The organism is Streptomyces sp. NPDC032091 (genome assembly GCF_055580265.1).
Map to the genome: position 1 here is coordinate 110,032 of NZ_JBVILR010000020.1, position 26,073 is coordinate 136,104.

At 74.5% G+C, this 26,073-nt stretch carries 25 protein-coding genes; 15 read left to right on the forward strand and 10 right to left on the reverse strand.

Annotated features, from left to right (window positions below; genetic code table 11):
• The first annotated feature begins 9 nt into the window (after positions 1-9).
• The 3 genes from ACZ5NJ_RS28245 to ACZ5NJ_RS28255 all read left to right on the forward strand — a co-directional run bounded on the left by ACZ5NJ_RS28245 (position 10) and on the right by ACZ5NJ_RS28255 (position 3,226).
• Positions 10-1,413, forward strand: a complete 1,404-nt coding sequence (locus ACZ5NJ_RS28245; RefSeq protein ID WP_468768321.1) for a hemolysin family protein — start codon at positions 10-12, stop codon at positions 1,411-1,413.
• Positions 1,410-2,471, forward strand: a complete 1,062-nt coding sequence (locus ACZ5NJ_RS28250; RefSeq protein WP_468768322.1) for a hemolysin family protein — start codon at positions 1,410-1,412, stop codon at positions 2,469-2,471. The genes ACZ5NJ_RS28245 and ACZ5NJ_RS28250 overlap by 4 nt, the downstream gene beginning before the upstream one ends.
• A 182-nt stretch (positions 2,472-2,653) precedes the next feature.
• On the forward strand, positions 2,654-3,226 hold the full coding sequence (locus tag ACZ5NJ_RS28255; RefSeq protein WP_468768323.1) for a helix-turn-helix domain-containing protein: 573 nt from the start codon (positions 2,654-2,656) through the stop codon (positions 3,224-3,226).
• A gap of 22 nt (positions 3,227-3,248) precedes the next feature.
• On the opposite strand, the gene ACZ5NJ_RS28260 is transcribed toward ACZ5NJ_RS28255, so the two are convergent.
• Together ACZ5NJ_RS28260 and ACZ5NJ_RS28265 are read right to left on the reverse strand one after the other, a co-directional pair.
• Positions 3,249-5,201, reverse strand: coding sequence for an AAA family ATPase (locus tag ACZ5NJ_RS28260; protein ID WP_468768325.1), 1,953 nt, complete (start codon positions 5,199-5,201; stop codon positions 3,249-3,251).
• A 376-nt stretch (positions 5,202-5,577) separates the two neighbouring features.
• Positions 5,578-6,213 carry a uridine kinase family protein gene (locus ACZ5NJ_RS28265; protein WP_468768327.1) on the reverse strand — a complete coding sequence of 212 codons (636 nt, stop codon included), beginning with the start codon at positions 6,211-6,213 and terminating at the stop codon, positions 5,578-5,580.
• Between the two features lie 134 nt (positions 6,214-6,347).
• Here ACZ5NJ_RS28265 and ACZ5NJ_RS28270 point away from each other — a divergent pair, with 134 nt between their 5' ends.
• The 3 genes from ACZ5NJ_RS28270 to ACZ5NJ_RS28280 all read left to right on the forward strand — a co-directional run bounded on the left by ACZ5NJ_RS28270 (position 6,348) and on the right by ACZ5NJ_RS28280 (position 8,584).
• Entirely contained in the window at positions 6,348-7,742 is a 1,395-nt protein-coding gene (locus tag ACZ5NJ_RS28270; RefSeq protein ID WP_468768329.1) for a peptidase C39 family protein, read from the forward strand.
• Positions 7,743-7,842: 100 nt separating this feature from the next.
• Positions 7,843-8,271, forward strand: a complete 429-nt coding sequence (locus tag ACZ5NJ_RS28275) for an SPW repeat protein (RefSeq protein WP_468768330.1) — start codon at positions 7,843-7,845, stop codon at positions 8,269-8,271.
• Positions 8,272-8,434: 163 nt separating this feature from the next.
• Positions 8,435-8,584 (forward strand): SCO1431 family membrane protein, encoded by a 150-nt coding sequence (locus tag ACZ5NJ_RS28280; protein ID WP_468768332.1) that lies wholly within the window; start codon positions 8,435-8,437, stop codon positions 8,582-8,584.
• Between the two features lie 18 nt (positions 8,585-8,602).
• Here the strand turns inward: ACZ5NJ_RS28280 and ACZ5NJ_RS28285 are convergent, their stop codons facing one another.
• Both ACZ5NJ_RS28285 and ACZ5NJ_RS28290 read right to left on the reverse strand, forming a co-directional pair.
• Complete coding sequence (locus tag ACZ5NJ_RS28285) at positions 8,603-9,559, reverse strand: DUF6114 domain-containing protein (RefSeq protein ID WP_468768334.1); 957 nt, start codon at positions 9,557-9,559, stop codon at positions 8,603-8,605.
• Positions 9,547-10,167, reverse strand: a complete 621-nt coding sequence (locus ACZ5NJ_RS28290; protein WP_468768335.1) for a DUF6230 family protein — start codon at positions 10,165-10,167, stop codon at positions 9,547-9,549. Before ACZ5NJ_RS28290 ends, ACZ5NJ_RS28285 begins: the two co-directional genes overlap by 13 nt.
• Positions 10,168-10,236: 69 nt before the next feature.
• Here ACZ5NJ_RS28290 and ACZ5NJ_RS28295 point away from each other — a divergent pair, with 69 nt between their 5' ends.
• Both ACZ5NJ_RS28295 and ACZ5NJ_RS28300 read left to right on the forward strand, forming a co-directional pair.
• Positions 10,237-10,929 carry a TetR/AcrR family transcriptional regulator gene (locus ACZ5NJ_RS28295; RefSeq protein ID WP_468768336.1) on the forward strand — a complete coding sequence of 231 codons (693 nt, stop codon included), beginning with the start codon at positions 10,237-10,239 and terminating at the stop codon, positions 10,927-10,929.
• 156 nt (positions 10,930-11,085) lie between these two features.
• On the forward strand, positions 11,086-12,258 hold the full coding sequence (locus ACZ5NJ_RS28300; protein ID WP_468768337.1) for an acyl-CoA dehydrogenase family protein: 1,173 nt from the start codon (positions 11,086-11,088) through the stop codon (positions 12,256-12,258).
• A 55-nt stretch (positions 12,259-12,313) separates the two neighbouring features.
• On the opposite strand, the gene ACZ5NJ_RS28305 is transcribed toward ACZ5NJ_RS28300, so the two are convergent.
• Positions 12,314-12,592, reverse strand: a complete 279-nt coding sequence (locus ACZ5NJ_RS28305; RefSeq protein ID WP_468768339.1) for a hypothetical protein — start codon at positions 12,590-12,592, stop codon at positions 12,314-12,316.
• Between the two features lie 215 nt (positions 12,593-12,807).
• Between ACZ5NJ_RS28305 and ACZ5NJ_RS28310 the strand changes: the two genes are divergently transcribed.
• Both ACZ5NJ_RS28310 and ACZ5NJ_RS28315 read left to right on the forward strand, forming a co-directional pair.
• Positions 12,808-13,941 (forward strand): Rv3169 family protein, encoded by a 1,134-nt coding sequence (locus ACZ5NJ_RS28310; protein WP_468768340.1) that lies wholly within the window; start codon positions 12,808-12,810, stop codon positions 13,939-13,941.
• 28 nt (positions 13,942-13,969) lie between these two features.
• On the forward strand, positions 13,970-15,058 hold the full coding sequence (locus ACZ5NJ_RS28315; RefSeq protein ID WP_468768342.1) for a phosphotransferase family protein: 1,089 nt from the start codon (positions 13,970-13,972) through the stop codon (positions 15,056-15,058).
• A 6-nt stretch (positions 15,059-15,064) separates the two neighbouring features.
• On the opposite strand, the gene ACZ5NJ_RS28320 is transcribed toward ACZ5NJ_RS28315, so the two are convergent.
• Positions 15,065-15,517, reverse strand: a complete 453-nt coding sequence (locus tag ACZ5NJ_RS28320; protein ID WP_468768343.1) for a hypothetical protein — start codon at positions 15,515-15,517, stop codon at positions 15,065-15,067.
• Between the two features lie 218 nt (positions 15,518-15,735).
• Between ACZ5NJ_RS28320 and ACZ5NJ_RS28325 the strand changes: the two genes are divergently transcribed.
• From ACZ5NJ_RS28325 to fxsA, 4 genes are all read left to right on the forward strand, one after another.
• Positions 15,736-16,176, forward strand: a complete 441-nt coding sequence (locus ACZ5NJ_RS28325) for an Lrp/AsnC family transcriptional regulator (RefSeq protein WP_030240692.1) — start codon at positions 15,736-15,738, stop codon at positions 16,174-16,176.
• A 37-nt stretch (positions 16,177-16,213) separates the two neighbouring features.
• A complete protein-coding gene (locus tag ACZ5NJ_RS28330; protein WP_468768344.1) occupies positions 16,214-17,842 on the forward strand; it encodes an amidohydrolase in 1,629 nt (542 codons plus the stop codon).
• 328 nt (positions 17,843-18,170) lie between these two features.
• Positions 18,171-18,938 carry a polyprenol monophosphomannose synthase gene (locus ACZ5NJ_RS28335; protein WP_468768346.1) on the forward strand — a complete coding sequence of 256 codons (768 nt, stop codon included), beginning with the start codon at positions 18,171-18,173 and terminating at the stop codon, positions 18,936-18,938.
• Between the two features lie 94 nt (positions 18,939-19,032).
• A complete protein-coding gene (fxsA, locus tag ACZ5NJ_RS28340) occupies positions 19,033-19,626 on the forward strand; it encodes an FxsA family membrane protein (RefSeq protein ID WP_468768394.1) in 594 nt (197 codons plus the stop codon).
• 119 nt (positions 19,627-19,745) lie between these two features.
• On the opposite strand, the gene ACZ5NJ_RS28345 is transcribed toward fxsA, so the two are convergent.
• The 3 genes from ACZ5NJ_RS28345 to ACZ5NJ_RS28355 form a co-directional block, all read right to left on the reverse strand.
• Complete coding sequence (locus ACZ5NJ_RS28345) at positions 19,746-20,120, reverse strand: RNA polymerase-binding protein RbpA (protein ID WP_007262928.1); 375 nt, start codon at positions 20,118-20,120, stop codon at positions 19,746-19,748.
• 301 nt (positions 20,121-20,421) lie between these two features.
• Complete coding sequence (locus ACZ5NJ_RS28350; protein WP_468768348.1) at positions 20,422-21,804, reverse strand: MFS transporter; 1,383 nt, start codon at positions 21,802-21,804, stop codon at positions 20,422-20,424.
• Positions 21,805-21,870: 66 nt separating this feature from the next.
• Positions 21,871-22,641 (reverse strand): glycerophosphodiester phosphodiesterase family protein, encoded by a 771-nt coding sequence (locus ACZ5NJ_RS28355; RefSeq protein ID WP_468768350.1) that lies wholly within the window; start codon positions 22,639-22,641, stop codon positions 21,871-21,873.
• Positions 22,642-22,858: 217 nt separating this feature from the next.
• Between ACZ5NJ_RS28355 and ACZ5NJ_RS28360 the strand changes: the two genes are divergently transcribed.
• Positions 22,859-24,358, forward strand: a complete 1,500-nt coding sequence (locus ACZ5NJ_RS28360) for an SCO1417 family PLP biosynthesis transcription factor (protein ID WP_468768352.1) — start codon at positions 22,859-22,861, stop codon at positions 24,356-24,358.
• Between the two features lie 63 nt (positions 24,359-24,421).
• Here the strand turns inward: ACZ5NJ_RS28360 and ACZ5NJ_RS28365 are convergent, their stop codons facing one another.
• Positions 24,422-26,053, reverse strand: coding sequence for a hypothetical protein (locus tag ACZ5NJ_RS28365; RefSeq protein WP_468768353.1), 1,632 nt, complete (start codon positions 26,051-26,053; stop codon positions 24,422-24,424).
• Between the last annotated feature and the right edge of the window lie 20 nt (positions 26,054-26,073).

Genomic DNA, 26,073 nt, shown 5'->3' on the forward strand with positions numbered 1-26,073 from the left:
GGCGGCGGCATGACCATTCCGCTACTCCTTCTCGTAGCGGCCTTCGCCCTGATCCTCGCCAACGGTTTCTTCGTGGCGGCCGAGTTCGGCCTCGTCACGGTGGAGAAGCCCGAGGCCGAACAGGCCGCAGCCGACGGTGACCGCCGTGCCCGCACGGTGGTCGAAGCCCTGCGGGAGCTGTCCTTCCAGCTCTCCGGCACCCAGCTCGGCATCACCATCACCTCCCTCGTCGTCGGCATGCTCGCCGAACCGGCCCTCGCCGTGCTGCTGTCGAAGCCGCTCGCCGCGACCGGCCTGCCCGACGGGGCCGTCCCCGGAGCCGCCGTCCTCATCGGCATGCTGCTCGCCTCCGCCGTCCAGATGGTCGTCGGCGAGCTCGTCCCGAAGAACTGGGCCGTCTCCAAGCCGCTCCAGGTCGCCCGGTTCGTGGCCGGCCCGCAGCAGACCTTCTCCCGGGCCCTGCGGCCCGTCATCGCCGGCCTCAACGCCGTCGCGAACCGCCTCGTGCGGGCGCTCGGCGTCGAGCCCGCCGAGGAGATGGCCTCGGCCCGCACCCCCGGCGAACTGGTCTCCCTGGTCCGCCATTCGGCCCAGGCCGGCGCCCTCGAACAGGACACCGCCGACCTCTTCGTACGGACCCTCTCGCTGGGCGAGCTCACCGCCCAGCACGTCATGACCCCCCGCGTGAAGGTCAGCGCCCTCCAGGACTCGGCCACCGCGGCCGACGTGCTCAACCTGACCCGCGCCACCGGCCTGTCCCGCTTCCCGGTCTACCGCGAACGCATCGACGAGATCACCGGGGTCGTCCACCTCAAGGACGCCCTCGCCGTGCGCGAGTCCGAGCGCGCCCGCACGACCGTCGGCCGGATCTGCGTCGCCCCGCTGCTGGTGCCCGGCTCCCTGCCGGTCCAGCCGCTCCTGGAGCGGCTGCGCAGCGAACAGCCCATGGCCGTGGTCGTCGACGAGTACGGCGGCACGGCGGGCGTGGTCACCCTGGAGGACATCGTGGAGGAACTCGTCGGCGAGGTCCGCGACGAGCACGACCTCGCCGAGGCCGACAGCCCCGAACTGGCGGTCATGCCCGCCGAGGACGGCCGCCCCTCCTGGGAGGCCGACGGCAGCTGCCGCGTGCACACCCTGCGCCGGATAGGCCTGGAGGTGCCCGAGGGCCCGTACGAGACCGTCGCCGGCCTCGTCGCCGACCTCCTGGGCCGGATCCCCGCCCCCGGCGACCGGGCGGAGCTGCCCGGCTGGAAGCTGTCCGTCCGCCAGGTCCGGCGCAACCGCGCCGAACGGGTCCGGCTGGTCCGTCTGACGGCGCTGCCGCAGGCCCCCGCCGAGACCCTCCCGCAGCCCGCCCGCACCGCCGGGCGGCAGCGCGGCGAGCAGCAGCTGGAAGGCGCCGCCCGATGAACGCCCTCCAGCTCCTCTTCGCCCTGCTCCTGGTCCTGGCCAACGGTTTCTTCGTCGGCGCCGAGTTCGCGCTCGTCTCCGTACGCCGCAGCCAGATCGAGCCCCTCGCCGCCGGCTCCAAGCGGGCCCGCCAGGTGCTGTACGGCCTGGAGAACCTGCCGCGGATGATGGCCGCCGCCCAGTTCGGCATCACCCTGTGCTCCCTCACCCTCGGCGCGGTCGCCGAGCCCACCGTGGCCCGGCTACTGGAGCCCGTCTTCGAGGCGGTGCACGTGCCCGAGGGCCTGGTCCACCCCCTGGGCTACGCCTTCGCACTGGCCGCGGTGGTCTTCCTCCACCTGGTCATCGGCGAGATGGTCCCCAAGAACCTCGCCATGGCCGCCCCCGAGAAGACCGCCCTGTGGTTCAGCCCCGGCCTGGTGGCCTTCGCCCGCGTCTGCGGGCCGGTCACCACCGCCCTGGGCGCCTGCGCCGCGCTGGTCCTGCGGCTCTTCAAGGTGGAGCCCAAGGACGAGGTCGAGGCCGTCTACACCAGCGCCCAGCTCGGCCGACTCGTCGAGGACTCCCGGCAGGCCGGGCTCCTCGAACCGGTCGAGCAGGAGCGCCTGGAGGACGCCCTGGAACTGGGCAGCCGCCCGGTCACCGACGTCCTGCTGGCCCCGGGCCGGCTCGTCACCGTCGGCCCGGCCGTCACCCCCCGCCAGATCGAGCAGCTGACCGTGCGCACCGGCTACTCGCGCTTCCCGGTCCGCTCCGACAGCGGTGCCTTCATGGGCTACCTCCACGTCAAGGACGTCCTGGACCTGGAGGACCGCGAGCGGGCCGTACCCCAACGGGTGTGGCGCCGGATGACCACCCTGTGCTCGACGCTGCCGCTGGACGACGCCCTCAGCGTCATGCGGCGCGACGCCACCCACCTGGCACAGGTGGCCGACCCGGCGGGACGCGTCCTGGGCCTGGTGGCCCTGGAGGACGTCCTGGAAATGCTGGTCGGCGAGGTCCGCGACCCCGCCCACCGCGTCCCGGCCCGCCGCCGGGCGGCAGCCCTGACCGCCTGAGCACCGCTGCCGGGGGCTCAAACGCCGGCGGGGCTGGATTTCGCACAGCGAAATTCCAGCCCGCGCGGCGTTTGAGCGCAACGGGTCCGGGCAACGCCCGGGGAACGGTGGAAGGGCGGGTAGGGGACCTCAGCCCGCGCAGCGGCCCCCGGCACCGCGAGGCCACCCGGCACAATGGTTCCGTGGACCCGGACACGGAAGCGGTACTCGACGCCATCGGCCCCCGCCTCCGCACCCTGCGCCGCGACCGCGGCCTCACCCTGGAGGCCCTCGCCGCCACCACCGGGATCTCGGTGAGCACCCTCTCCCGCCTGGAGTCCGGCAAACGCCGCCCCACCCTGGAGCTGCTCCTCCCGCTCGCCAAGGCCCACCACGTCGCCCTCGACCACCTGGTCGGCGCCCCGCCCACCGGCGACCCCCGGGTCCACCTGGAGCCCCTGCGCACGCACGGCCGCGTCATCGTGCCGCTGACCCGCTACCCGGGCCGGATCCAGGTGTTCAAGCAGGTCCTCACCCCCCGCGAGCCGAAACTCGTCACCCACGAGGGCTACGAGTGGTTCTACGTCCTCGCGGGCGTGGTGCGGCTGCTCCTCGGGGACGAGGAGATCGTCCTCCGCCCGGGCGAGGTGGCCGAGTTCGACACCGCGCGCCCGCACTGGTTCGGCCCGGCCGACGGCACGGCGGCGGAGGTCCTGCACCTGTTCGGCCCCCGCGGCGACCAGGCCGTCGTCCGCGCCGGCCCCCGGACCCCCTGAGGACCCGGCCGGCCGCGGCGGGCTACAGCGGCGGCTCCGGCCGCTCCTGGGGTCCCCGCCCCGACAGGACCTCCCCGTACGCCTGCATCAGGTCCGCGAGCCGCAGCGTCGCCAGGTCCTCCCGCGAGGGGTCCCCGGCGAAGCCCGACAGCCGCAGGTCCCGGTAGGCGCAGCTCTTCTCGTACAGGGTGCGCAGGAAGCGCCCGTTGCCGAGCTCGTCGATCCAGCCCTGCTCCACCACGTGCCCGCTGATGCTGCGCAGCTCCTCCAGGGCCTCCTCGTCCCAGAGGTCCCCGTTCGCGTCGGCCAGCACCCCGCCGATCGCGGTCAGTTCCGCCGGCCGGTAGCTCGGGAAGTCCACCCGGGTCGTGAACCGCGAGGACAGCCCCGGGTTGGCCGCCAGCAGCCGGTCCATGCCCGCCGGATAGCCCGCCAGGATCACCACCAGGTGGTCCCGGTTGTCCTCCGCGCGTTTGAGCAGCACCTGGAGGGCCTCGTCCCCGTACGCGTCGCCCTTGCTGTAGCCCGAGTTGGACAGGCTGTACGCCTCGTCGACGAAGAGCACCCCGCCGATCGCCGAGTCGATCAGCTCGTTCGCCTTGACCGCCGTCTGCCCGAGGAACTCACCCACGAGATCGGCCCGTTGCGCCTCCACCAGATGGTCGCCGCCCAGCAGGCCCAGCGCGTAGAAGACCCGCCCCAGGATCCGGGCCACCGTGGTCTTGCCCGTCCCCGAGGGCCCCGAGAAGACGAAGTGGCGCTTCGGCGGCTGTACCGGGAGCCCCTGCGCCGCCCGCAGCCCGGCCATGTGGAGCTGCGCCGAGAGGGCCTTCACCTGCCGCTTCACCGGCTCCAGGCCCACCATCCGCTCCAGCTCCGCGAGCGCCTCCGCCAGCGCCCGCGGGTCGGCCGGCCCGGCGGGCAGCCCGACGGGGGCGCCCTGCGCGGGGAAGGTCACCTTGTGCCGTACGCCCTCCAGCCGGCCCGTCCCGGCCGCCGGCCCGAAGCGGGGGTCCGGCGGCTCGCCCGGCGTCGGCGGGTCGGGGTCCACCTGCCCGTCCGGGGCCACGTCCTGTACCGGCCCGCCGCCGCCCAGCGCCACCGCCGTGTAGTCCCCGCCGGCCGGGGAGAGCCCGTGGCCGGCGAAGCCCTCGGACAGGTGGCCCCCGTATCCGGCGTAGCCGGCGGCGTCCGCCATCCCGTCGAAATCGTCGCTGTCCTCGATGGCCGTCAGCCGCGCCGCCGTGTCCATGAACGCCGGGTCCACCCGGTGCACGGCCCGGTACAGCGGCAGGGCCGCCGCGCTGCGCCCGGTGCCCTCGCGGGCCCGGGCCAGCCAGTACCGCAGCTCCTTGCGCTGGGGCTGCTCGCTGCGGCAGCGCATCAGCGCCGCCGACAGCATCGGCTCCGCCTGCCCGTACATCTCCAGCCGGACCCGGGCCATCCCGCCGAAGAGCCCCGCCTCGATGCCGAGCAGCGGATCGTGCACCAGCGGCTCGGTGTGCCGTACGAGCTGCTCCCAGTCCTTGACCAGGTAGGCCCGGCAGGCGTGCAGGAACCGCACCTGCGGATCGGTGTCCACCGGCGGCAGCGCCGCCAGGGCCTGGTCCAGCTCGGGGACGTGGCGGCCGTCCAGCCAGTGCGAGGCGTGCGCCAGCAGCAGGTCCCGCCGGCTCTCCAGTACCGGCTGGACCCACCAGCCCAGCCAGTACCAGGAGTTCAGGGTCCGCCGGTGCCGGGTGCGCTGCTCGCCGAAGCGGTCCCGGTGGGCGTACATGCGCAATAAGGCGTTGGTGGTGTCCACGCGCAGCGCGTGCAGCCCCAGCCAGGCGTCGGCCATCGTGGGATCCAGGCTGACGGCGGTGCGGAACTCCTCCTCGGCCTGCGGGTAGGCGCCCATGGTGCAGGCGTCGACCCCGCGCAGCCAGGCGAGTTCGGCCGGGGCGTGTGCGCTGCCCGGCATGCCGAAGTCCATCACGTCCCCCACAAGCCTGCCCGTGGCACGCGGCAACCCGCGCGCCGAGCGCGCGAGTTGTCCACCCGGCCGATGAAATCAGGGCTGCATCGTACCTGCGGTGACGCACCTTACCCAGGGTGCGGTGGGCACGGGTCGCAGGTGTGCCCCGGAGGCGTACCGTGACGCAGGGTGAGGAAGGGTGGGTGGACCGGCGCGCCCCGCGCCCGGCCGGCACCGGCTCCGGGCAGAACGAAGCCCCCGATCACGGGGGAACAACCGGGGGCTCCGCGTCTGCGGCGGCCTTCGCAGACCGCGCATTCAGAACGTAAGGCCGCATCCGGGCCCGGGTCAAGCGGGTCGGGGAAGCCCTCCGGCGTGTGTCGAGCGGACGGGCTCAGGCCCGGGGGAGCCCGTCACCCTCGGTGAGCGCGGAGGGCGTTCCACGGGTCGCAGAAGCCCCGGAAGTCCACTCGTATCCCGTACCACTCTGGTGTACCAAGGTGTCCGCGAAGGGGCGCGAAGGGTCGTCCGAGAAGTGCGCGAGCTCGGCGCGCTCCCATCCGTCCCAGAAATCGGAGAGTTCGCGCCCGTCCCGCGTCCGTCCCCGCCCCCAGGAGGTCTCACGGGGGGTCTCCATCCACAGCAGCCGCGCCAGGTGCGGGCGCAGCGCCCGCCGCCCGGCCCCGACCCCCTCGACGAGCAGCACCGGAGCCGGCGCGAGCACCCGCTCGGGGCCGAAGCGGCGCCCGGCCCAGTCGTACGGGGCCCAGTGCGCGGGCCGCCCGGCGGCGAGGGGCTCCAGCACCTGGGCGTTCAGCCGCGCCCACCAGTCGAAGAGCTCCGTGTGCGTGGCCACGTCGTCGAGGTGCAGCACGGGGGCTCCGCCGAGGGCTTCGGCGAGCCGGTCGGCGAAGGTGCTCTTGCCGCTGCCGGCGTGCCCGTCGATCCCGACGACCCGGACGGCCCCCAGGGACGGCGGCAGCGCGGCGAGCGCCCGCGCGAGCGGCTCCAGTGACCCCTGTCGTTCCACGGCCCCAGCGTATGCCCCGCCCCCACCTCCCGGCCCCGCCCCCGACACGGGCGCGCGCTTCACCGCCCCGCCCCCGGGAACTGGAAGGGTGGGCGGGACGATCCGCCGTACCGACCTCCCGGGGGCACACGCCGATGACCGCACGAACCCCACGCAGGGCCCTGCTCGCCGCAGCCCTCGCCGCCGCCACCGCCACCGCCCTGCCCACCGGAGGCCGAGCGTCCGCCGCCACCGGCGACGGCGCGCCCGACTCCGCCCCCGCCCCCGCGGCACACGGCACCGCCGCACCCCCCACCGTGGACAACCGCTTCTGGTACACCCACGCCCACTGGCGGGCCGGCACCCACCGCGGCACCGTCGCCGTCGACGGCGCCCGCCCCGGTCTGGAGATCGGGGCGCCGGCCGGCCGCACCGACTACACCGACCCGCACACCGGCCGGAAGTCCGCCTGGGAGTACGCCGTCTGGACCTCCCCGGTGCACCGCTCCACCGTCCCCGCCACCGAGGCCATCGCCTCCTGGAACGCACGCACCCCGGCCGGCAGCTGGATCCAGACCGAGCTGCGCGTCACCTACCCCGACGGCACGGTCGGCCCCTGGTACGTGATGGGCCGCTGGGCGGCCGGCGACGGGGACATCCGCCGCACCTCCATGGACGGCCAGGGCGACGGCCGCACCGCCGTGTCGACCGACACCCTGGCCGTCGACGCCCCGGCCGCGGCGGCCGGCGTACGCATCACGCACTGGCAGCTGCGGCTGACCCTGTACCGCAGGCCCGGCGCCTCCGGAGGACCCACGGTGTGGCTGGCCGGGGCGATGGCCTCCGCCGTCCCCGACCGGTTCACCGTGCCGGCCGCCGCCCCCTCGGGCCGGGCGCACGAGCTGAACGTCCCGCGCTACTCCCAGGAGGTGCACACCGGGCAGTACCCGCAGTACGACAACGGCGGCGAGGCCTGGTGCAGCCCCACCTCCTCCCAGATGATCATCGAGTACTGGGGCCGCAAGCCCAGTGCCTCCGCCCTGGCCTGGGTCGATCCGGAGTACGCCGACCCGCAGGTCTGCCACGCCGCCCGCTCCACCTACGACGCCGCCTACAAGGGCTGCGGCAACTGGCCCTTCAACGCCGCCTACGCCGCCACCTACCGCGACCTCGCCGGCGTGGTCACCCGGCTCCGCTCCCTCACCGACCTGGAGACCCTGGTGGCCGCCGGCATCCCGGCCATCACCTCCCAGTCCTTCCGGCGCGAGGAGCTGACCGGCGCGGGCTACGGCACCGCCGGCCACCTGATGACCGTGATCGGCTTCACCGCCGCCGGGGACGTCGTCGCCAACGACCCCAACTCCCCGGACAACACCTCCGTCCGCCGCGTCTACAAGCGCCGCGAGTGGGAGAACGTCTGGCTGCGCACCAAGCGGCACAACGCCGAGGGCAAGACGGTCTCGGGCAGCGGCGGCGTCTGTTACCTCTACGCCCCGGCCCGGCCGACGGCGGCCCAGATCGCCGCCCTGCGGCAGGTCGGGGTGCTGTGAAGGCCGGAGAGATCCGCGGAAGACCCCCACCCCGAATGGCTTAACCGGCAGATTCTGGGCATAAAGGGCATGTAAGGCTTCTCATAGGAGGCAGCCCACCATGACCACCCATTCGAGCATCGAACACCACCCGGACCTGGCCGAAATGCGGACTCGGTTCGAGCGGGTGACGGCCACCCCCGCCGCGCAGGCCGTGGAGGCACTGGCCCTGATCACGGGCCTCTACCTGGCGGCATCGGCGTGGATCGCCGGGTTCAGCGCGCTGAGCCCGCTGGCCATCAACAACCTCATCGCCGGCGCGGCCTTCTGCCTGTGCATGGGCGGCCTGGGATCGGCGTACGAACGTACGCACGCGATGGCCTGGACCGCGGTCGCGATCGGCGCCTGGACCATCGTGGCCCCCTGGGTCATGGCCGGTGCGATGGACACCACCCGCAGCATCGTCAGCAACGTCATCACCGGCGTCGTCGCCCTGTGCCTCGGCCTGGCGATGGTGGCGATCGGCGGACGCCCGCGCACGACCACCTGACCGGACGCGCGTCCCGCCGGGCCCCGGCCGCCCTCCGCACTCCGGAGGCGACCGGGGCCCGCGGCGTGCGGCCCGTCGCGCCGTGCCGCGCCGTGGGCCGCGTCGGGTGGTGTGACCCTTGCCATATACCGCGAATGGGGCGAACGCTGGCACATTGGACGGCATGACCGCACACACCGCCGCCCTCACCGCCCGCGCCCGGCGCCTCGTCGCCACCGGCGGCCCCAAGGACTCCGCCTGGCTGGAGCACGTGCTCGGCTGGACGCTGGTGGTCGTCGTGGCCATGTTCGTCACCCAGGTCGGCTGGCTGTAGACCCGCCGGCCGGCGTGGTCAGGACGCCTCCAGCCGCAGCCCCTCGGTGACGATCACGTCCGAGGTGACCAGTGCCTGTTCGGCGCTGACCCGGGTCATGAACACGAACGGCGGGATGACCGGCGGAGCCGGCAGCCCGTCCGGGCTGAACGTCACGCACACCAGCCCTTCGATGCACCCGCTGAACCGCGTCAGGTACAGGGTCACGTCCCCGCGCAGCTCCAGCGACCGGGCCGCCAGCCCGTACTCCTCCCCGCCGTCGCGGGTGCGCAGCCGGTAGTCGCGCAGCGAGGCCGCCGCCATCTTCAGTACGAGGACCCGGCGCGGCCCGTCCGCGGTCGCCAGCTCGGTGACCCCGGCCAGGGCGAAGCCCCGCGGCGCGAACAGCGAGGTGGTCACCGTCGGCGGCGTCCGGGCCGCCGGGGGCCCCTGCCCCGCCGCCGCCCCGGCCGCCCGCGCCGGAGGGGCCCCGGCGGCCAGCGCCGCCAGCAGCGCCACGGGCAGCGCGGCGGCCAGCACCCGCGACGGCCCCGGCTCCGCCCCCGGCGCCCCCCGGCCCGCCGCCCCCCGGCCCGCCGCCTCCGAGGCCGTGCGGTAGGGGCCCTCCTCCGCCCCCTCCGGCCGCGGGGTCCAGCCGAAGGCCAGGGCGCCGCCCGCGATCCCCAGCAGGGCGCCGACGAAGAAGCCGCCCAGGTTGGTCACCACGAAGGACAGCACCGACAGCAGCAGGGCGTGGACCGCGACGTAGGCCCGGGCCTGCGGCAGGTACCACAGGAACAGCCCCGCGACGATCAGCGCGGCCCCGATCCCGAGGGCCGCGATCCCGCCCAGCCCCAGGCTGACCAGCACCGACAGCGGGGAGAGCGGGACCAGCAGCAGCTCGGCCCCGGCCAGCACCAGCAGCAGTCCGCCCCAGAACGGGCGCGCCCGCCGCCAGCTCCGCAGCCGCGCCCGGGGAGCGGCTAGGGGAAGCACGAGGCCCCGTCGAGGCTCACGCCGAGCCGCAGGCCCCGGAGGCGGAAGTCGCCGCCCGTGGCCGACCAGGCGTGCGACCGCACCCCCGCGACCTCGATGTTCCCCGCCTGGAGCCCGAACTTCCCCGGCTCGCCCCGCACCCCGTCGACCTGGTCCAGGGTGGAGGCGTCCCGGCCGATCTGCGCGGTGCCGAAGGTGGCGTCCCCGACGAGGTCCTCCCCGTCGATGACGAGGTTCCTGGCGGTCACCTCGCCGGCCGGGCCGCCCGCGGTCAGCTTGAACACCACCGTGCCCAGCGGGGTGGCGACCTTCGCCGACTGGCAGATGTCGCCGAGGGTGGCCTCCCCGATCCCCAGGAGCGCCACCGGATGCCCCGTGCCGTCGGCGGAGCGGTCCGTGTGCACGTACGAGGCCAGTCCCTTGCTGCTCAGCTTCGACGAGGAGACCTGGAAACTCGTCCCCGAGACGGCGAAGGACGCGGCGAGCGCGCCCTGGGCCATCACCACGGCCAGCGCCCCGAGGGCGGCCACCGCCGGCAGCGCCACGGCCGCCGATTTCCTCCAGTCGACCCGGCCTTCGGCGGCGGGCTTCGTGCCGTCCTTGCCCATGCGGTCCCTCCCGTACACTGCGGGAAATCCTGTGGCAGACAGTTCGAGGCTTCGAGGCTAGGGCCGGATTTGAATAATAGTCAACAGCGCGGCGCGACCGGCCGATCGCAGGTCCGCAGAGCCGAACTCATAGCGGTCGGGCGGAAGTTGTTCGCCGACACCCCGTACGACGCCCTCTCCATGGACGACATCGCCCAGCAGGCGGGCGTGGCCAAGGGGCTCGTCTACTACTACTTCAAGAGCAAACGCGGCTACTACCTCGCCATCGTCGAGGACTCGGTCGCCCAGCTCGTCGCCCGCGCCACCGGGGAGCCCGAACTGCCCGGGGCCCAGCGGCTGCGCCGCACCGTCGACGGCTACCTCCACTACGCCGAGCACCACCACGCCGCCTACCGCACCATCGTCACCGGCGGGGTCGGCTCCGACGCCGAGGTGCTCGCGATACGCGACGCCGTGCGCGAGGAACTCCTGGCCGCCATCGCCGAGGGGGCGTACGGGCGCCGCACCGTCCCCCCGCTGGCCCGGCTCGCGCTCGTCGGCTGGCTCTCCGGGGTGGAGGGGGCCACCCTCGACTGGATCGGCTCCCCGGGCGCCGAGGGCCGTCCCGGCCGGAGCGCGCTGGGAGGTCTCCTCGTCCGCCAGCTCCGCGCGACGTTCACGGTGATCGAGGAGCTCGTCCCCGAATGTCCCGCTCCTCCGGTCTCCCCCGAGGAGGCTTCGAGCGCCCCGGATGATCATGGCAATCCTGTACCGGTGACGTAAAGCGCCTGATCGGGCATACTCAAGCCGCCGCAGCCGCTGTTCGAGCCCTTCCGCGACCCGGGAGGGCAGCATCGGCTGTGTAAGCACCGAGATCCGGCGGCGCGTACCACACCTCACGCGTCGCCGCCGTGCCCGACGAGGGAGGAGAGCGCCGCCATGACCGACCGCGCCCCGCAGCCGGTGGACCGTCAGCTGCCCACCGAGGAGTCCCGGGACCTCCTCGCGCTCGTACGAGAGATCGCCCAGCGGGAGATCCGCCCCAAGGCCGCCGAGGAGGAGGACGCCGGGCGCTTCCCGCGCGAGGTCTTCACCCTGCTCTCCGAGTCCGGGCTGCTGGGCCTCCCGTACGCGGGCGAGTTCGGCGGCGGCGACCAGCCGTACGAGGTCTACCTCCAGGTCCTGGAGGAGCTCGCGGCCGCCCGCCTGACCGTCGGCCTCGGCGTCAGCGTGCACTCCCTGGCCTGCCACGGCCTGGCCGGGTACGGCACCAAGGAGCAGCGCGCCGCCCACCTGCCCGACATGCTCGGCGGCGGTCTGCTCGGCGCCTACTGCCTCTCCGAGCCGGCCTCCGGCTCGGACGCCGCCTCGCTCACCACCAAGGCGGTGCGCGACGGCGACGACTGGGTGATCACCGGCACCAAGGCCTGGATCACCCACGGCGGGGTCGCCGACTTCTACACCGTCCTGGCCCGCACCGGCGCCCCCGGCCCCAAGGGCATCACGGCCTTCCTGGTGCCCGGGGACGCGGAGGGCCTGACGGCCGCCGTCCCCGAGAAGAAGATGGGCATGAAGGGCTCGCCCACCGCCCAGCTGCACTTCGACGGCGTGCGCGTGCCCGACGCCCGGCGGATCGGCGAGGAGGGGCAGGGCTTCACCATCGCGCTGGCCGCCCTCGACGCGGGCCGGCTCGGGATCGCCGCCTGCGCCATCGGCGTGGCCCAGGCCGCCCTGGACGAGGCCGTCTCCTACGCGCTCGGCCGCAAGCAGTTCGGGCACCCGATCGCCGACTTCCAGGGGCTGCGCTTCATGCTGGCCGACATGGCCACCAAGATCGAGGCGGGCCGGGCCCTCTACCTCGGGGCCGCGCGGCTGCGCGACGCGGGCAAGCCCTTCTCGCGGCAGGCCGCGATGGCCAAGCTGTTCTGCACGGACGCGGCGATGGCCGTCACCACGGACGCGGTGCAGATCCTCGGCGGCTACGGCTACACCGCGGACTTCCCGGTGGAGCGGCTGATGCGCGAGGCGAAGGTGCTCCAGATCGTGGAGGGCACGAACCAGATCCAGCGGATGGTCATCGCCCGCCACCTGGCCGGCCCCGAGACCCGCTGACGTCGACGGAGGGGCCGCACCGGCGGGGAGCCGGGGCGGCCCCTCCGGCGTTCCCTCAGCCGAAGAGCGGGCCGGACGGCCAGATGGGGGCGGAGGCGATCCGCGACCAGTCCGGGTCGCGCCGGCCCGGCAGGGTGCGGCCGTCGGCGGCCCAGAGGGCGAGCAGGGCCGTGTAGATCGGCGGGTCGGGCTGGCCGCGGAAGCCCGGCGGGCCCGGCCGGGGCTGCTCGCGCGCGGGCTGCGCGGCGGCCTGCTGAACCGATTCTTCGTAACCCGGCGGTGTGGGGCGCCGCCTGTGCCCCGCTCTCGGCGACGGCGTCTCCAGGGTGGTCATGCAGGGCCAACGCCGGACCCGGCGGACGGGTAACCCCTCCCCGCCCGCGCCCATCCGTTCGAGCCGTCCCACGAGCGGCGGGCGCCGGCCGGCGGTGGCCAGGAGTGCCGGGCTGTCAGGGTGTGCCACAACCCTGGTCGCGACCGCGATATCTGACGTACCGTCATATCCGCTCGGCCGGCGCCGCGCCGGTACCCGCGCCCAGGAGGTTCGCCATGCCCGCCGACCGTCCCGTGCCCCTCGACGAGTACCCCGTCCACCAGGCCCCGCTCTCGATGAAGCACCTGGTCACGGGCGACCGCAACGCCTACGACCGCTGCATCTTCCACGTCTTCGACCACGCCGGCCGCGCCGTCCTCATCCTCGGCCTCGGCGTCTACCCCAACGCCGGGGTGATCGACGCCTACGCCACCCTGCGCCTCGGCGACGAGCTCCTCGCCGTCCGCGCCTCCGACGCCCTCACCGACGACCGCATGAACCTCTCCGTCGGCCCCCTGTCGATCACCGTCGACGTCCCCCTCAAGCGGCTCACCCTGCGCTGCGACCCCGACCCGGCGGACCCGCGGGGGCTCTCGTACGAGATCACCTGGACCGCGGAGTTCCCCGCCGTCTGGGAACCCCACCACGTCCAGCGGCGCGGCGACCGCCTCCTGCTGGAGGGCCGCCGCTTCGTCCAGGCCGGCGGCGTCGGCGGCACCATCAGGGCCCGCGGCGAGGAGTTCACCCTGACGCCGGGGGAGTGGACCGGCACCCGCGACCGCAGCTGGGGCGTGCGCCCCCTACCCGGCGAGGACGGCGGCCGCGCCGCCGACGAGATGCGCCCCGAGGGCTTCCACTGGCTCTGGATCCCCGTCCGCTTCGAGGACCGCTTCGTCATGGTCGTCGCCCAGGAGGACGCCGACGGCCACCGCACCCTCAGCGAGGCCGTCCAGGTCTTCCCCGAGGACAGCGGCCGCCACGACGTCCAGCTCGGCTGGCCCCACACCGAGATCCGCTACCGCCCCGGCACCCGCCACCCCGAACGGGCCGTGGTCCACCTCACCGACCCCTCCCGCAAGCCCCTCGAACTCGGCGTGGAGATCCTGAACTCCTCCCCGCTGGCCGTCGGGGCCGGATACCCGCCCGCCGCCGACTGGCAGCACGGCAGCTGGCAGGGCCGCGGCTGGACCGACCGGCGCGCCTACGACCTCTCCGACCCCGGCGCCCACCCCACGGCCGCCTTCGGGGTCACCGACCACTCGGCCCGCTTCACCCTCGACGGCCGCACCGGCCACGGGATCTTCGAGCACGGCAGCTTCGGCCGCCACGACCCCAGCGGCTTCGCCGACTACACCTCGGTAGCCCCCTGACCGGCCCCGACCGGAGAGGAGTACGACCATGACGGCACCGCGCCCCCGCACCTCCACCCGCGAGCCCGGGGAACTCGGCCAACGCCTCACGGCCTGGCTCGACCACCGCCTCCCCGGAGCGAAGGTCACCGGCACCTCGGTGCCCGGCTCCAACGGCATGTCCAGCGAGACCCTGCTCTTCGACATCGAGCACCCCGACGCCCCCGTCCGCGCCTGCGCCCTGCGCCTGGCCGCCGACCCGGCCGCCTACACCGTCTTCCCCGCCTACGACATGCCCCGCCAGCACCGCGTGATGGCCCTGGTCGCCGAGCACACCGACCTCCCCGTCCCGCGCGTGCTCTGGCTGGAAGAGGACCCCCGCCCGCTGGGCGCGCCGTTCTTCGTGATGGCCCGCGCCGAGGGCCGCGTACCGCCCGACGTCATGCCGTACACCTACGAGGGCAACTGGCTGCACTCCGCGACCGACGCCGAACGCGCCGAGCTCCAGGAGGAGAGCATCTCCCTCCTCGCCCGCCTGCACGACCAGTTCCCGGCGAAGGAGGCCTCGTTCCTGCTGCCGCAGGGCGCGGGCAGCCCGCTGCGCCGCCACGTCGAGGCCCAGCGCGCCTACTACGCGTGGGTCGTGGACGGCCTGGCCCGCTCGCCCCTCCTGGAACGCGCCTTCGACCGGCTGGAGGAACTCTGGCCCGCCGACGAGGGCGACCCCGTCCTCAACTGGGGGGACGCCCGCATCGGCAACGTCGTCTACGACGGCTTCCGGCCGGCGGCGGTCCTCGACTGGGAGATGGCCGCCTGCGCCCCGCGCGAGGTCGACCTCGGCTGGACGGTCTACCTGCACCGCTTCTTCCAGGACCTGACCGAGGGCTTCGGCCAGGTCGGCCTGCCGGACTTCCTGCGCCGCGAGGACCTGGAACGCCGGTACGCCGAGCTCACCGGGCACACCCCGCGGGACATGGAGTTCCACACCCTCTACGCCGCCCTGCGGCACGGCATCGTGATGCTGCGCATCGCCTACCGGCAGGCGTACTTCGGGGAGGTCGAGGTCCCCGCCGACCCGGACGGCCTGATCCTGCACCACGCGAGCCTCGCCGCCATGGTGCAGGGGACCTACTGGTAGCGGAGCTCAGGCCGCCTGCGCGTGCTGGCCCTTCAGCGGCGGCGCGGCGGCCGCCGCCGGCCGCACCGGACGCGAGCCCGGACCGCCGACGTGCGAGAAGGGCTGCGTCCGCCAGTCCAGGCCCTGCGGCAGCGTGAGGTGCACGACGGCCTCCAGCTCGGGCTGCTCCGACTGGAGCAGCCCCACCGTCGCCAGCGCGTCCGCCACCGGCCGGCCCGTACCCGCGCACACCGTGAGCCCGAACGGGTTCCACGGGGTCAGGCACAGGGCGTGCTCCGGGAGGTGCTCCTCGTCCGCGACGAGGGCGATCGACTGCCCGCAGTCGGGGCAGACCGCGTGGTGGATCTCGAAGCCCTCGGAGTCGACGGCTTCGAGGTAGTCGTCGTCCTCCGCGTACTCGGCGGCGAGCGGTTCCAGGGGCTCCGGTTCGGTGCGACCGGCGCGCTGGGTGTTCGGCATGGATGTACTCCCCCTTGGGTGGGCCGGGCGGGCATGGTTCTTCGGCCACGGCCACAGCAAGCACTTCCCGTCGAGCGGCACGGGTAACCACGAGAGCGGGATGTACGCCCGTACACGCCTGTGGCATTGGTCACATGCCCGCCGCAGGTGCCACTTCCGCGTGGACACCGCTGTGCCTGGAGCGGTCCTGGGCCTTAGGTTGAGCGGCTATGAGCGCAATGGAGGAGCTGGACCGCCAGATCGTGGATCTGCTCGTGCGGGACGGGCGGATGAGCTACACGGACCTCGGCAAGGCCACCGGACTGTCCACGTCGGCCGTCCACCAGCGAGTACGCCGCCTGGAACAGCGCGGAGTGATCCGCGGCTACGCGGCCGTCGTGGACCCCGAGGCCGTCGGGCTCCCCCTCACGGCCTTCATCTCGGTCAAGCCGTTCGACCCGAGCGCGCCGGACGACATCGCCGAGCGGCTGGCGGGCGTACCCGAGATCGAGGCCTGCCACAGCGTCGCCGGGGACGAGAACTACATCCTCAAGGTCCGCGTGGCCACCCCCCTGGAACTGGAAGACCTCCTGGGCCGCCTGCGGGCCCTGGCCCACGTCTCCACCCGCACCACAGTGGTCCTCAGCACCCCCTACGAGGCCCGTCCGCCCAGGGTCTGATTCGGGCCCGCCCGGCCCAGGGGCGAGACTGGTCCCCATGACCGACCGCACCGCCCCCGCCCCGGGCGCCGACGCGCCCGCCCGCACCGTCCTCCTGCGCGGAGGAGAGGTGCACAGCCCCGCCGACCCCTTCGCCACGGCGATGGTCGTCGAACGCGGCCACATCGCCTGGGTGGGCTCCGAGGGCGCCGCCGACGCCTTCGCGCAGGGCGTGGACGAGGTCGTCGACCTCGAAGGGGCGCTCGTCACCCCCGCCTTCACCGACGCGCACGTCCACGCCACCTCCACCGGCCTCGCCCTCACCGGCCTGGACCTCACCACCGCCCGCTCCCTCACCGAAGCCCTGGACCTCGTCCGGGCGTACGCCGCGCGCCGCCCCGCCGACCGGGTCCTCCTCGGCCACGGCTGGGACGCCGCCCGCTGGCCCGAGCGCCGCGCCCCGCGCCGCTCCGAGCTCGACGAGGCCACCGGCGGCCGCCCGCTCTACCTGAGCCGCGTCGACGTCCACTCGGCGGTGGTCACCACGGCCCTCCTGGACCTGGTCCCCGGCGTCCACCCGCACGGCGACGACGAGCCGCTCACCAAGGACGACCACCACGCCGTGCGCCGGGCCGCCCTGGCCGCCCTCACCCCGGCCCAGCGCGCCGAGGCGCAGCGGGCCGCCCTGGACCGGGCCGTCTCCCTCGGCATCGGCTCCGTGCACGAGTGCGGCGGGCCCGAGATCTCCTCCCCGGAGGACTTCGCCGGCCTACTGGCCCTGGCCGCGGAACACCCCGGCCCGCGCGTCCACGGCTACTGGGCCGACCGCGACCTGGACCTGGCCCGCGAGCTCGGCGCGGTCGGCGCCGCCGGCGACCTCTTCGTGGACGGCGCCCTGGGCTCGCACACCGCCTGCCTGCACGCCCCGTACGCCGACGCCGCGCACACCGGCACCGGCTACCTGGACGCCGCCGAGGTCGCCGCGCACGTGGCCGCCTGTACCGAGGCGGGCCTCCAGGCCGGGTTCCACGCCATCGGCGACGCCGCCGTCACCGCCGTCGTCGAGGGCGTCCGCGCGGCCGCCGACACGGTGGGCCCGGACCGGATCCGGGCCGCCCGGCACCGCGTCGAGCACGCCGAGATGATGACCCCCGCCACCATCGCCGCCTTCGCGGAGCTCGGCCTGACCGCGTCCGTGCAGCCCGCCTTCGACGCCGCCTGGGGCGGCGAGGACGGCATGTACGCCGACCGGCTGGGCGCCGAGCGGGCCCGCACCCTCAACCCGTACGCGGCGATGCTCAAGGCGGGCGTCCCGCTCGCCTTCGGCTCCGACGCCCCGGTGACCCCGCTCGACCCCTGGGGCACCGTGCGCGCCGCCGCCTTCCACCGCACCCCCGCGCACCGGATCTCCGTACGGGCGGCCTTCGCCGCCCACACCCGGGGCGGCTGGCGGGCGCTGGGCCGGGACGACGCGGGCATCCTCGTGCCGGGCGCGCCCGCCGACTACGCGGTCTGGCAGACCGGCGCGCTGCTGGTCCAGGCGCCCGACGACCGGGTGGCCCGCTGGTCCACCGACCCCCGTTCCGGGACCCCGGGGCTGCCGGACCTGAGCCCGGGCGCGGAGCTGCCCGTGTGCCTGAAGACGGTCGTGGGCGGCCGGGAGGTATTCGTACGGCCACAGGGGTGATCCCGCCGCCATCGGCTCGGCCCCGGCGGCCCGGCCCGGATAGGTTCGCCCGGGTCCACCGGCAGGACGCCGGACCGGAGGGAGCCGTCCGCCCAGCGCGCCCGTGCCTCGGGAGCGAGGGAAGGTTTCACCGGGGCGGCGGTGGCCCCGGATCGGGCCCGGCGGTCCAGTAGACAACGGTCACGGCGGTCCGCAGCCAGCGGGCCCCGGTCCGGACCGAAGGACCGCCGGGCCCCGATCGCTGTTCTAAAATCATCCTGCTGTGACGTGCCGGACGAGGTCCGGGCCGCAGAGGACCGACTGGACGAAAGACACCCAAGGGGAACCGGTGAGCAACGGCGGACAGCGGACCTTCGGTCCGCTCGGCACCACGCTGGTGATCATTCCGACCTACAACGAGGCGGAGAACATCGGCAGGATCGTGGGCCGGGTCCGCGAGGCGGTCCCCGCGGCGCACGTGCTGGTCGCGGACGACAACAGCCCCGACGGCACCGGCAAGCTCGCCGACGAGCTGGCGGCCGGGGACGACCACGTGCACGTCCTGCACCGCAAGGGCAAGGAGGGGCTCGGCGCCGCCTACCTGGCGGGCTTCGCCTGGGGCCTGGAGCACGGCTACGGGGTCCTCGTGGAGATGGACGCCGACGGCTCCCACCAGCCGGAGGAGCTGCCCCGTCTGCTCACCGCGCTGGCCGGCGCGGACCTCGTCCTCGGCTCGCGCTGGGTGCCGGGCGGCCGCGTCGTGAACTGGCCCAAGAGCCGCGAGTTCCTCTCCCGCGGCGGTTCCACCTACTCCCGGCTGATGCTGGACGTCCCGATCAGGGACGTCACCGGCGGCTTCCGCGCCTTCCGCCGGGAGACCCTGGAGGGGCTCGGCCTGGACGAGGTCGCCTCGGCCGGCTACTGCTTCCAGGTCGACCTGGCGCGCCGGGCGGTCCGCAAGGGCTTCCGCGTGGTGGAGGTGCCCATCACCTTCGTGGAGCGCGAGCTCGGCGACAGCAAGATGAGCAAGGACATCGTGGTCGAGGCCCTGTGGCGGGTCACCCAGTGGGGCCTGGGGGAGCGCGTGGCGAAGCTCACCCGCCGGCGGAGCTCCTGAACCCGTCCCCTAGGGGCTGCCCGGTACCTCCGGCTGAGGCCGCTTTTACCCCGGGCCGGGCACACTGGGTGGTATGAGTACCGGCACTGGTTCTTTGAGGACCGGCACATCGACGGCCCCCCGGCGGCGCTCGCCCGCCCGTACGTTCCTCCCGCTGGCGGTAGCCGCCTGGGTGATCCTGGAGATCTGGCTGCTCGGCCTGGTCGCCGGCGCGGCCGGCGGGTTCACCGTCGCCGCGCTGCTCGCGGGCGGACTGGTGCTGGGCGTGGTGGTCATCAAGCGCGCGGGGCGGCGGGCCTTCGGCAACCTGGCGCGGACCTTCCAGCAGGCGCAGGAGCAGGCCGCGGCCGGCGCGACGCCGACGGCGCCCCCGCCCGGCAAGGGCTCCGGGAACGGCATGACCATGCTGGCCGGGCTCCTGCTGATCCTGCCGGGGCTGCTCTCCGACGTCGCCGGCCTGCTCCTGCTGCTGCCGCCGGTCCGGGACTTCGTCGCCCGCCGGGCCGGGCGCACGCTGGAGCGGAAGATGGGATCCGGCACCCAGGGGGGCTTCGGCGACGCCTACACGCAGGCCCGGATCCACTTCCCCGACGGCAAGGTGGTCCAGGGCGAGGTGATCCGCGAGGACGGCTCCCCGGCGGGCGGACCGCACGGGGACGCCGGCCACCGTCCGCCGCTGGCGCCATAGCCGGACGGCGAACCGGGAGCCGGACGGCGAACCGGGACGACACAAGCCGAGACGACACAAGCCGAGGGGCCCCGCCACATCAGTGGCGGGGCCCCTCGGCTTGTGCTCTGCGCCCGCGGTCAGGCGGACTTGCGGCTGTCCCGCGGATGCACGGCGATGTTCATGGCGCCGGAGCGAAGGACGGCCAGCCGTTCGGCCAGCACCTCCTCCAGCTCCTCGCGGGTGCGTCGCTCCATGAGCATGTCCCAGTGCGTTCGCGCAGGCTTGCCCTTCTTCTCTTCGGGCCCGTCCCCGTCCACCAGGAGTGCCATGGCGCCGCACGCCTTGCACTCCCACTCCGGCGGAATCTCTGCCTCAACCGAGAACGGCATCTCAAATCGATGTCCGTTCTGGCATGCGTACTCCACCGCCTGGCGCGGGGCCAGATCGATGCCGCGGTCCGTCTCGTAGCTGGTAACCACGAGCCGCGTACCGCGGAGAGCTCGCTCACTCATGAATCGTGCCTCCCGGGCTTGTCGCCCACAGGACAGGTGTCGCTGTCGTCGTCATCCGGTCAACGTCCGGTCGGCGGTATAGATTCCCGCTCCGGGTCAATGCGTCGCCCGTCGTGCCGCCCCTTGTTGTACCCACCAGTGCCCGTTTTGTCACATCTGGCAGCAGATGTCACCCAACGTCTGTACTCCATCAACGCGCAGTAACGGTCCGCCTGGCAGGCCAAAGGCGTACACTACCGGCCGATCGCCTGAACGTCGAAATTCGTTCGGAACTCGTTCACGAGTCCGGACGGATCCCGGCTCAGACACGCACCGGAACAGGATTGCCCGCCGCCTCCACCGCGCGCCGCACCGGCACTCGCGCGAGCAGTGCGAAACCCAGTGCGAAGAAGACCACCAGCGAGATGATCGCGTCCCGGTAGCTGCCCGTGACCTGGTACGTCAGCCCGAAGACCAGCGGTCCCACCCAGCTCAGCCCGCGATCGCTCATCTCGTACGCCGAGAAGTACTCGGCCTCCTTGCCCGCCGGCACCAGGTGCGAGAACAGCGACCGCGACAGCGCCTGGCTGCCGCCCAGCACCAGCCCGATCATCGCCGCCAGCGCGAAGAACCACACCGGGGTCCTCGCCGGGAGGAAGTACCCGGCCCCCAGCGTCAGCCCCCACGCGGCCAGCGAACCGAGGATCGTCCGCTTCGCCCCGTACACCACCGCCAGCCGGCCCATCGCCAGCGCCCCGACCACCGCCAGGACCTGCACCAGCAGCACGGCCACGATCAGCGTGGACTGCTCCAGCTCCAGCTCCTCCGAGCCGTAGACCGAGGCCTGGGAGATCACGGTCTGCACGCCGTCGTTGTAGACCAGGTAGGCCAGCAGGAACGACAGCGTCAGCGGATAGCGCCGCATGTCCTTCAACGTGGCCACCAGCTGCCGCCAGCCGCTGACCGCCGGCGCCGCGCCCGCCTCCCGGACCACCGCCCGGTCGCGCAGCCGGCGCAGCGGGATGACCGCGAAGGCCCCCCACCACAGGCCCGCCGAGGCCAGGCAGATCCGCACCGCCGTGCCCTCGGAGAGCCCGAAGGACGCGTGGCCCTGGAAGAGCACCAGGTTCAGCACGAGCACGAACGCGCCCGAGGTGTAGCCGAAGGCCCACCCCCGGGAGGAGACCGTGTCCCGCTCGTCCGGGGTGGAGATCTGCGGCAGGAAGGCGTTGTAGAGCACCATCGAGACCGCCAGTGAGGCGTTCGCGACGACCAGCAGGAACCCGCCCAGCAGGTAGCGGTGCCCGTCCAGGAAGAACATTCCGGTCGTCGCCGCCGCCCCGGTGTAGGCGGCCGCCGCCAGCAGCGGCTTCTTGCGGCCGGTCCGGTCCGCCGCCGCGCCGGCCAGCGGCATGACCAGCACCGCCAGGATCACCGACAGGGACACCGTGTACGCGAAGAACGACCCGGCCCGCACCGGTATGCCCAGCGGGTGGACGTAGCCCTCGGCGTCGGCCGCGGCCTTCGCCACCGCCGTCAGGTACGGCCCGAGGAACACCGTGAGCACGCTCGTCGAGTAGACCGAGCACGCGAAGTCGTAGAAGTACCAGCCGTGCTGTTCGCGCTTGCGCGCGGCGGCACCGTCGGCGGCCGCTCCGCCGTCCGCCGCACCGGATTCCGCTTCGTTGTCCGTACGCTCGGTCATGAGCGCCCCCTCGCCGTTCCCCGTAGGACGCCGGCCGCCGCCCCGGGCGCGGCCCCCTCCGGACCGTCAGGCCCAGGCGCCGCGCCGGTCCAGCACCGTGCGCAAGATGTCGATCCGGTCGGTCATGATGCCATCGACACCCAGGTCGAGGAGAGCCTCCATACGTTCCGGTTCGTTCACGGTCCAGACGTGCACCTGGAGTCCCCGCTCGTGCGCGGTCCGTACGAAGCGCCGGTCGACCACCCGGACGCCCGCCTGGGTCTCCGGCACCTGCGCCGCCACCGCGCCCGCCCGCAGCGCCGCCGGGATCGCCCACGACCGCAGCCGCAGCCCCAGCACGCCCCGCACCCCGTACGAGGTCGCCAGCCGGGGACCGGCGACCTTCTGGGCCCGGGCCACCCGGCTCTCCGAGAACGAGCCCACGCACACCCGGTCCCACGCCCCGGCCCGGGCGATCAGGTTCACCAGCGGGTGCAGGGCCGACTCGTCCTTCACGTCCACGTTCCACCGGGCGTCCGGGAACTCCTCCAGCAGCTCCTCGAAGAGCGGCAGCGGCTCGGTGCCCGCCACCCGCGCCTCGCGCACTCGGCTCCACGACAGCTCCCGGATCCGGCCCGAGGCATCGGTGACCCGGTCCAGGGTGGCGTCGTGGAAGGCCACCAGCTTCCCGTCGGCCGTCGCGTGCACATCGGTCTCGAAGTACCGGTAGCCCGCCGCGGCCGCCCGGCGGAAGGCGGCGGCGGTGTTCTCCAGCCCGTCCGCGGCCCCGCCCCGGTGGGCGAAGGGGATCGGGGCCGGGTGGTCCAGATAGGGATGGGGTCGGCGTACGTCAGTCACGGGCGCAGTATGCACGCCGGCTCCCGCGGGGCGGGAGTGGCGACGTGGACGGCCGGTGAACGCCCCCCGCCCGCGGGCCGCTCCCGCCGGACGGCCCGTCCCCCCCACCTGGCCCGGGTGGACCGCCCCATGACACCCTGGGGCCCGCGGAACCAATCCAATCCCGGCCCCGGTCCTCGCCCGCCGAGGCCAATCCGACGAAGGTGGACCGGACGCCATGGCTCAGTGGACCTCAGCGGTCGGCACCGCACAGCTCGCCCGGCTGATCGGCTCCCAGCAGGAGCGGCCGCCCGTGCCCGGCGCCCGCAAGGCCCCCGCGTACCGCACCCTCGCCGACGGCATCCGGCTGCTCGTCCTGGAGGGCCGCGTCCCCGTCGGGGCCCGGCTGCCCGCCGAGCGCGAACTGGCCGTCGCCCTCTCCCTCAGCCGCACCACCGTCGCCGCCGCCTACGAGGCCCTGCGCGGCGAGGGCTTCCTCGAATCCCGCCGGGGCGCCGGCAGCTGGACCTCCGTGCCGGCCGGGAACCCGCTCCCGGCCCGGGGCCTGGAACCGCTGCCGCCGGAGTCCCTCGGCTCCATGATCGACCTGGGCTGCGCCGCCCTCCCGGCCCCCGAGCCCTGGCTCACCAAGGCCGTCCAGGGCGCCCTGGAGGAGCTCCCGCCGTACGCCCACACGCACGGCGACTACCCGGCCGGCCTGCCCGCGCTGCGCCGGATGCTCGCCGACCGCTACACCGAGCGCGGCATCCCGACCATGCCCGAGCAGATCATGGTGACCACCGGGGCCATGGGCGCCATAGACGCGATCTGCAGCCTCTTCGCCGGCCGCGGCGAACGGATCGCCGTCGAATCCCCCTCCTACGCCAATATCCTCCAGCTGATGCGCGCCGCCGGGGTCCGTCTCGTACCCGTGGCCATGGGCGACGGGCTCAGCGGCTGGGACATGGACGTCTGGCGGCAGGTGCTGCGCGACTCGGCCCCGCGCCTGGCGTACGTGGTGGCCGACTTCCACAACCCGACCGGCGCCCTGGCCTCCGAGGAGCAGCGCCGGGCCATGGTCGAGGCCGCCCGCTCCGCCGGCACCGTGCTGATCGCCGACGAGACCATGGCCGAGCTCCGGCTGGACCCCGAACCGGCCATGCCGCGCCCCGTCTGCTCCTTCGACCCGGCCGGCTCCACGGTGATCACCGTGGGCTCCGCCAGCAAGGCCTTCTGGGCGGGCATGCGGATCGGCTGGGTCCGCGCTGCCCCCGACGTCATCCGCAGCCTGGTCGCGGCCCGCGCCTACGCCGACCTCGGCACCCCGGTGCTGGAGCAGCTCGCGGTGAACTGGCTGATGCGGACCGGGGGCTGGGAGGAGGCGGTCGGGATGCGCCGGACCCAGGCCCGGGAGAACCGGGACGCGCTGGTCGCGGCGGTGCGCCGGCAGCTGCCCGACTGGGAGTTCGAGGTGCCGGCCGGCGGGCTCACCCTGTGGGCCCGGGCCGGCGGGCTGTCCGGTTCGCGGCTGGCCGAGGTGGGGGAGCGGGTCGGCGTCCGCGTCCCCTCGGGCCCCCGGTTCGGGGTGGACGGGGCCTTCGAGGGCTACGTCCGGCTGCCGTTCACGGTGGGCGGCCCGCTGGCCGAGGAGGCCGCGGCGCGGCTGGCGGCGGCGGCCCGCCTGGTCGGCACGGGGGCGGGCGGCGGGGCGGAACCGCCGCGCACGTTCGTGGCCTGACCCGTCTGGTCGTCCGGCTCGCGGGGCGGCGTACGGGCCCTCGCGCGGCCCGGGTCAATACATCTAGGGCGCCTCGGCCGGGACCTCCGGGAGCGCCTCGGCGTCCAGGGCGCCGGCCTGCGCCGGGGGCTGGTCCTTGAGTGGTCCGGCGGGGGCCGCCGGGGCCTCGCCGCCGCCCTGGGCGGCGGTCTGCCGCTCGGGCAGCAGCTCCAGGACCGCGTGGCGGTGCGCGGGGTGCGTGGCGTCGTCGTACGGGTCGGGTGTGGCCGGCACCTGGAGCCGCAGGACCGGCCCGGTGCCGAGGCGGGCGTAGCCGCGGCCGGGCGGGAGCTGTGGGGCCGGCGTGGTGTGCGGGGGCAGCCCGAGGACGTCGGTGAGCTGCTGGGCGGGGGCGGGCCCGAGGACGACCCGGGCCCGGGTGTGCTGCCAGACGGCGTCGCCGATCAGTTCCAGGTGGTCGAAGTGCTCGGCGACCACCACCGTGACGTGCGCGGCGCGGCCGTGCCGCAGGGGCACCTGGAGCTGGGCGAGGGGGTCCGGGCGGCCCTCGGCGGTGGCGAGGTGCGCGAGGACGCTGGGCCGGTCCAGCAGGATCCACAGCGGCCGCCGCGTGTCCTCGGGCGCGGGCCGGCCGGCCTCGCGGGCCCGGTGCGTGGCGATCAGGCGCCGTTCGGTCTCGTGGGCGGCCCACTCGACGGTGGCCAGGGCCCCCGTCGGCCCGCACTCGACGGCGAGGACCCCGGCGCGGCCGGCCAGGCAGGCGTACTCGTTGCTGCCGCCACCCTCGACGATCATCACGTCGCCGCCCTGGCGCAGGGCCTGGAGGGCGAGGGAGCGCAGCAGGGTGGTGGTCCCGCCGCCGGGCCGGCCCACGGCCAGCAGGTGCGGTTCGGTGGAGCCGGGGCCGGTCCGCCACATCACGGGCGGCACGTCCCGCGGCTCGTCGCCCTCCAGGACCGGCAGGGTGCGCCGGACGCCCTCGGGGTCGGTGAAGCCGAGGACGTACTCGCCGGGGGAGGTCACGAACGGCTGGGCGGCGATCCCGGTGGGCAGCGGCTCCAGGACGCTCAGGTCGAGCCGGTTGGCCTCCTCGTCCCAGACGAAGAGGTACTCCCGGCCGCGCCCGGACTTGGCGTGCAGCACGGCCTCGATCCGGGCCCGCGAGGCCGCCTCCCCGTCGGTGAAGTACGCGGGGTAGCGGATCCGGAGCCGGGTGATGCGGCCCTCGGCGTCGAAGGCGTGGTCGCTGAAGGCGTCGTCGAAGCCGCCGCCGTGGGTGAAGAGCGGGCTCGGGTCCTCGGGGGCGGAGAAGTAGGGCACGAGGGCCTCGTAGAGGGAGCGCAGCCGGTCGGTCTCGGCGTCGCTGGGCCCGGTCTTCACGGGGTTGCGGTCGCGCCCGTGCCAGCCGGCCGCCGCCATGAGCGCGATCAGCGCGGTGACGGGCCCGTACGGGACGAGCGCGACCACCAGGACGCAGGCGGCCCCCAGGAACAGGGCGGGGCCCCGCTTGTCCTTGGGGGTCGCGCTCCATTTGCGGCGGCCGGCGGAGGCCAGGACGCGCAGTCCGCGGCCGATGACCAGCAGCGGATGGAGGACGTCCGTGGCGTTGTCGGCCGCCGTTCGGGCGAGGTCGCGGCCCCGGGCGAGCGAGGTGCTGCCACTGGTGAGGATGCGGGGGATTGGGCGCCGGGCCACGGTCGTCTCCTGGTGGGTGG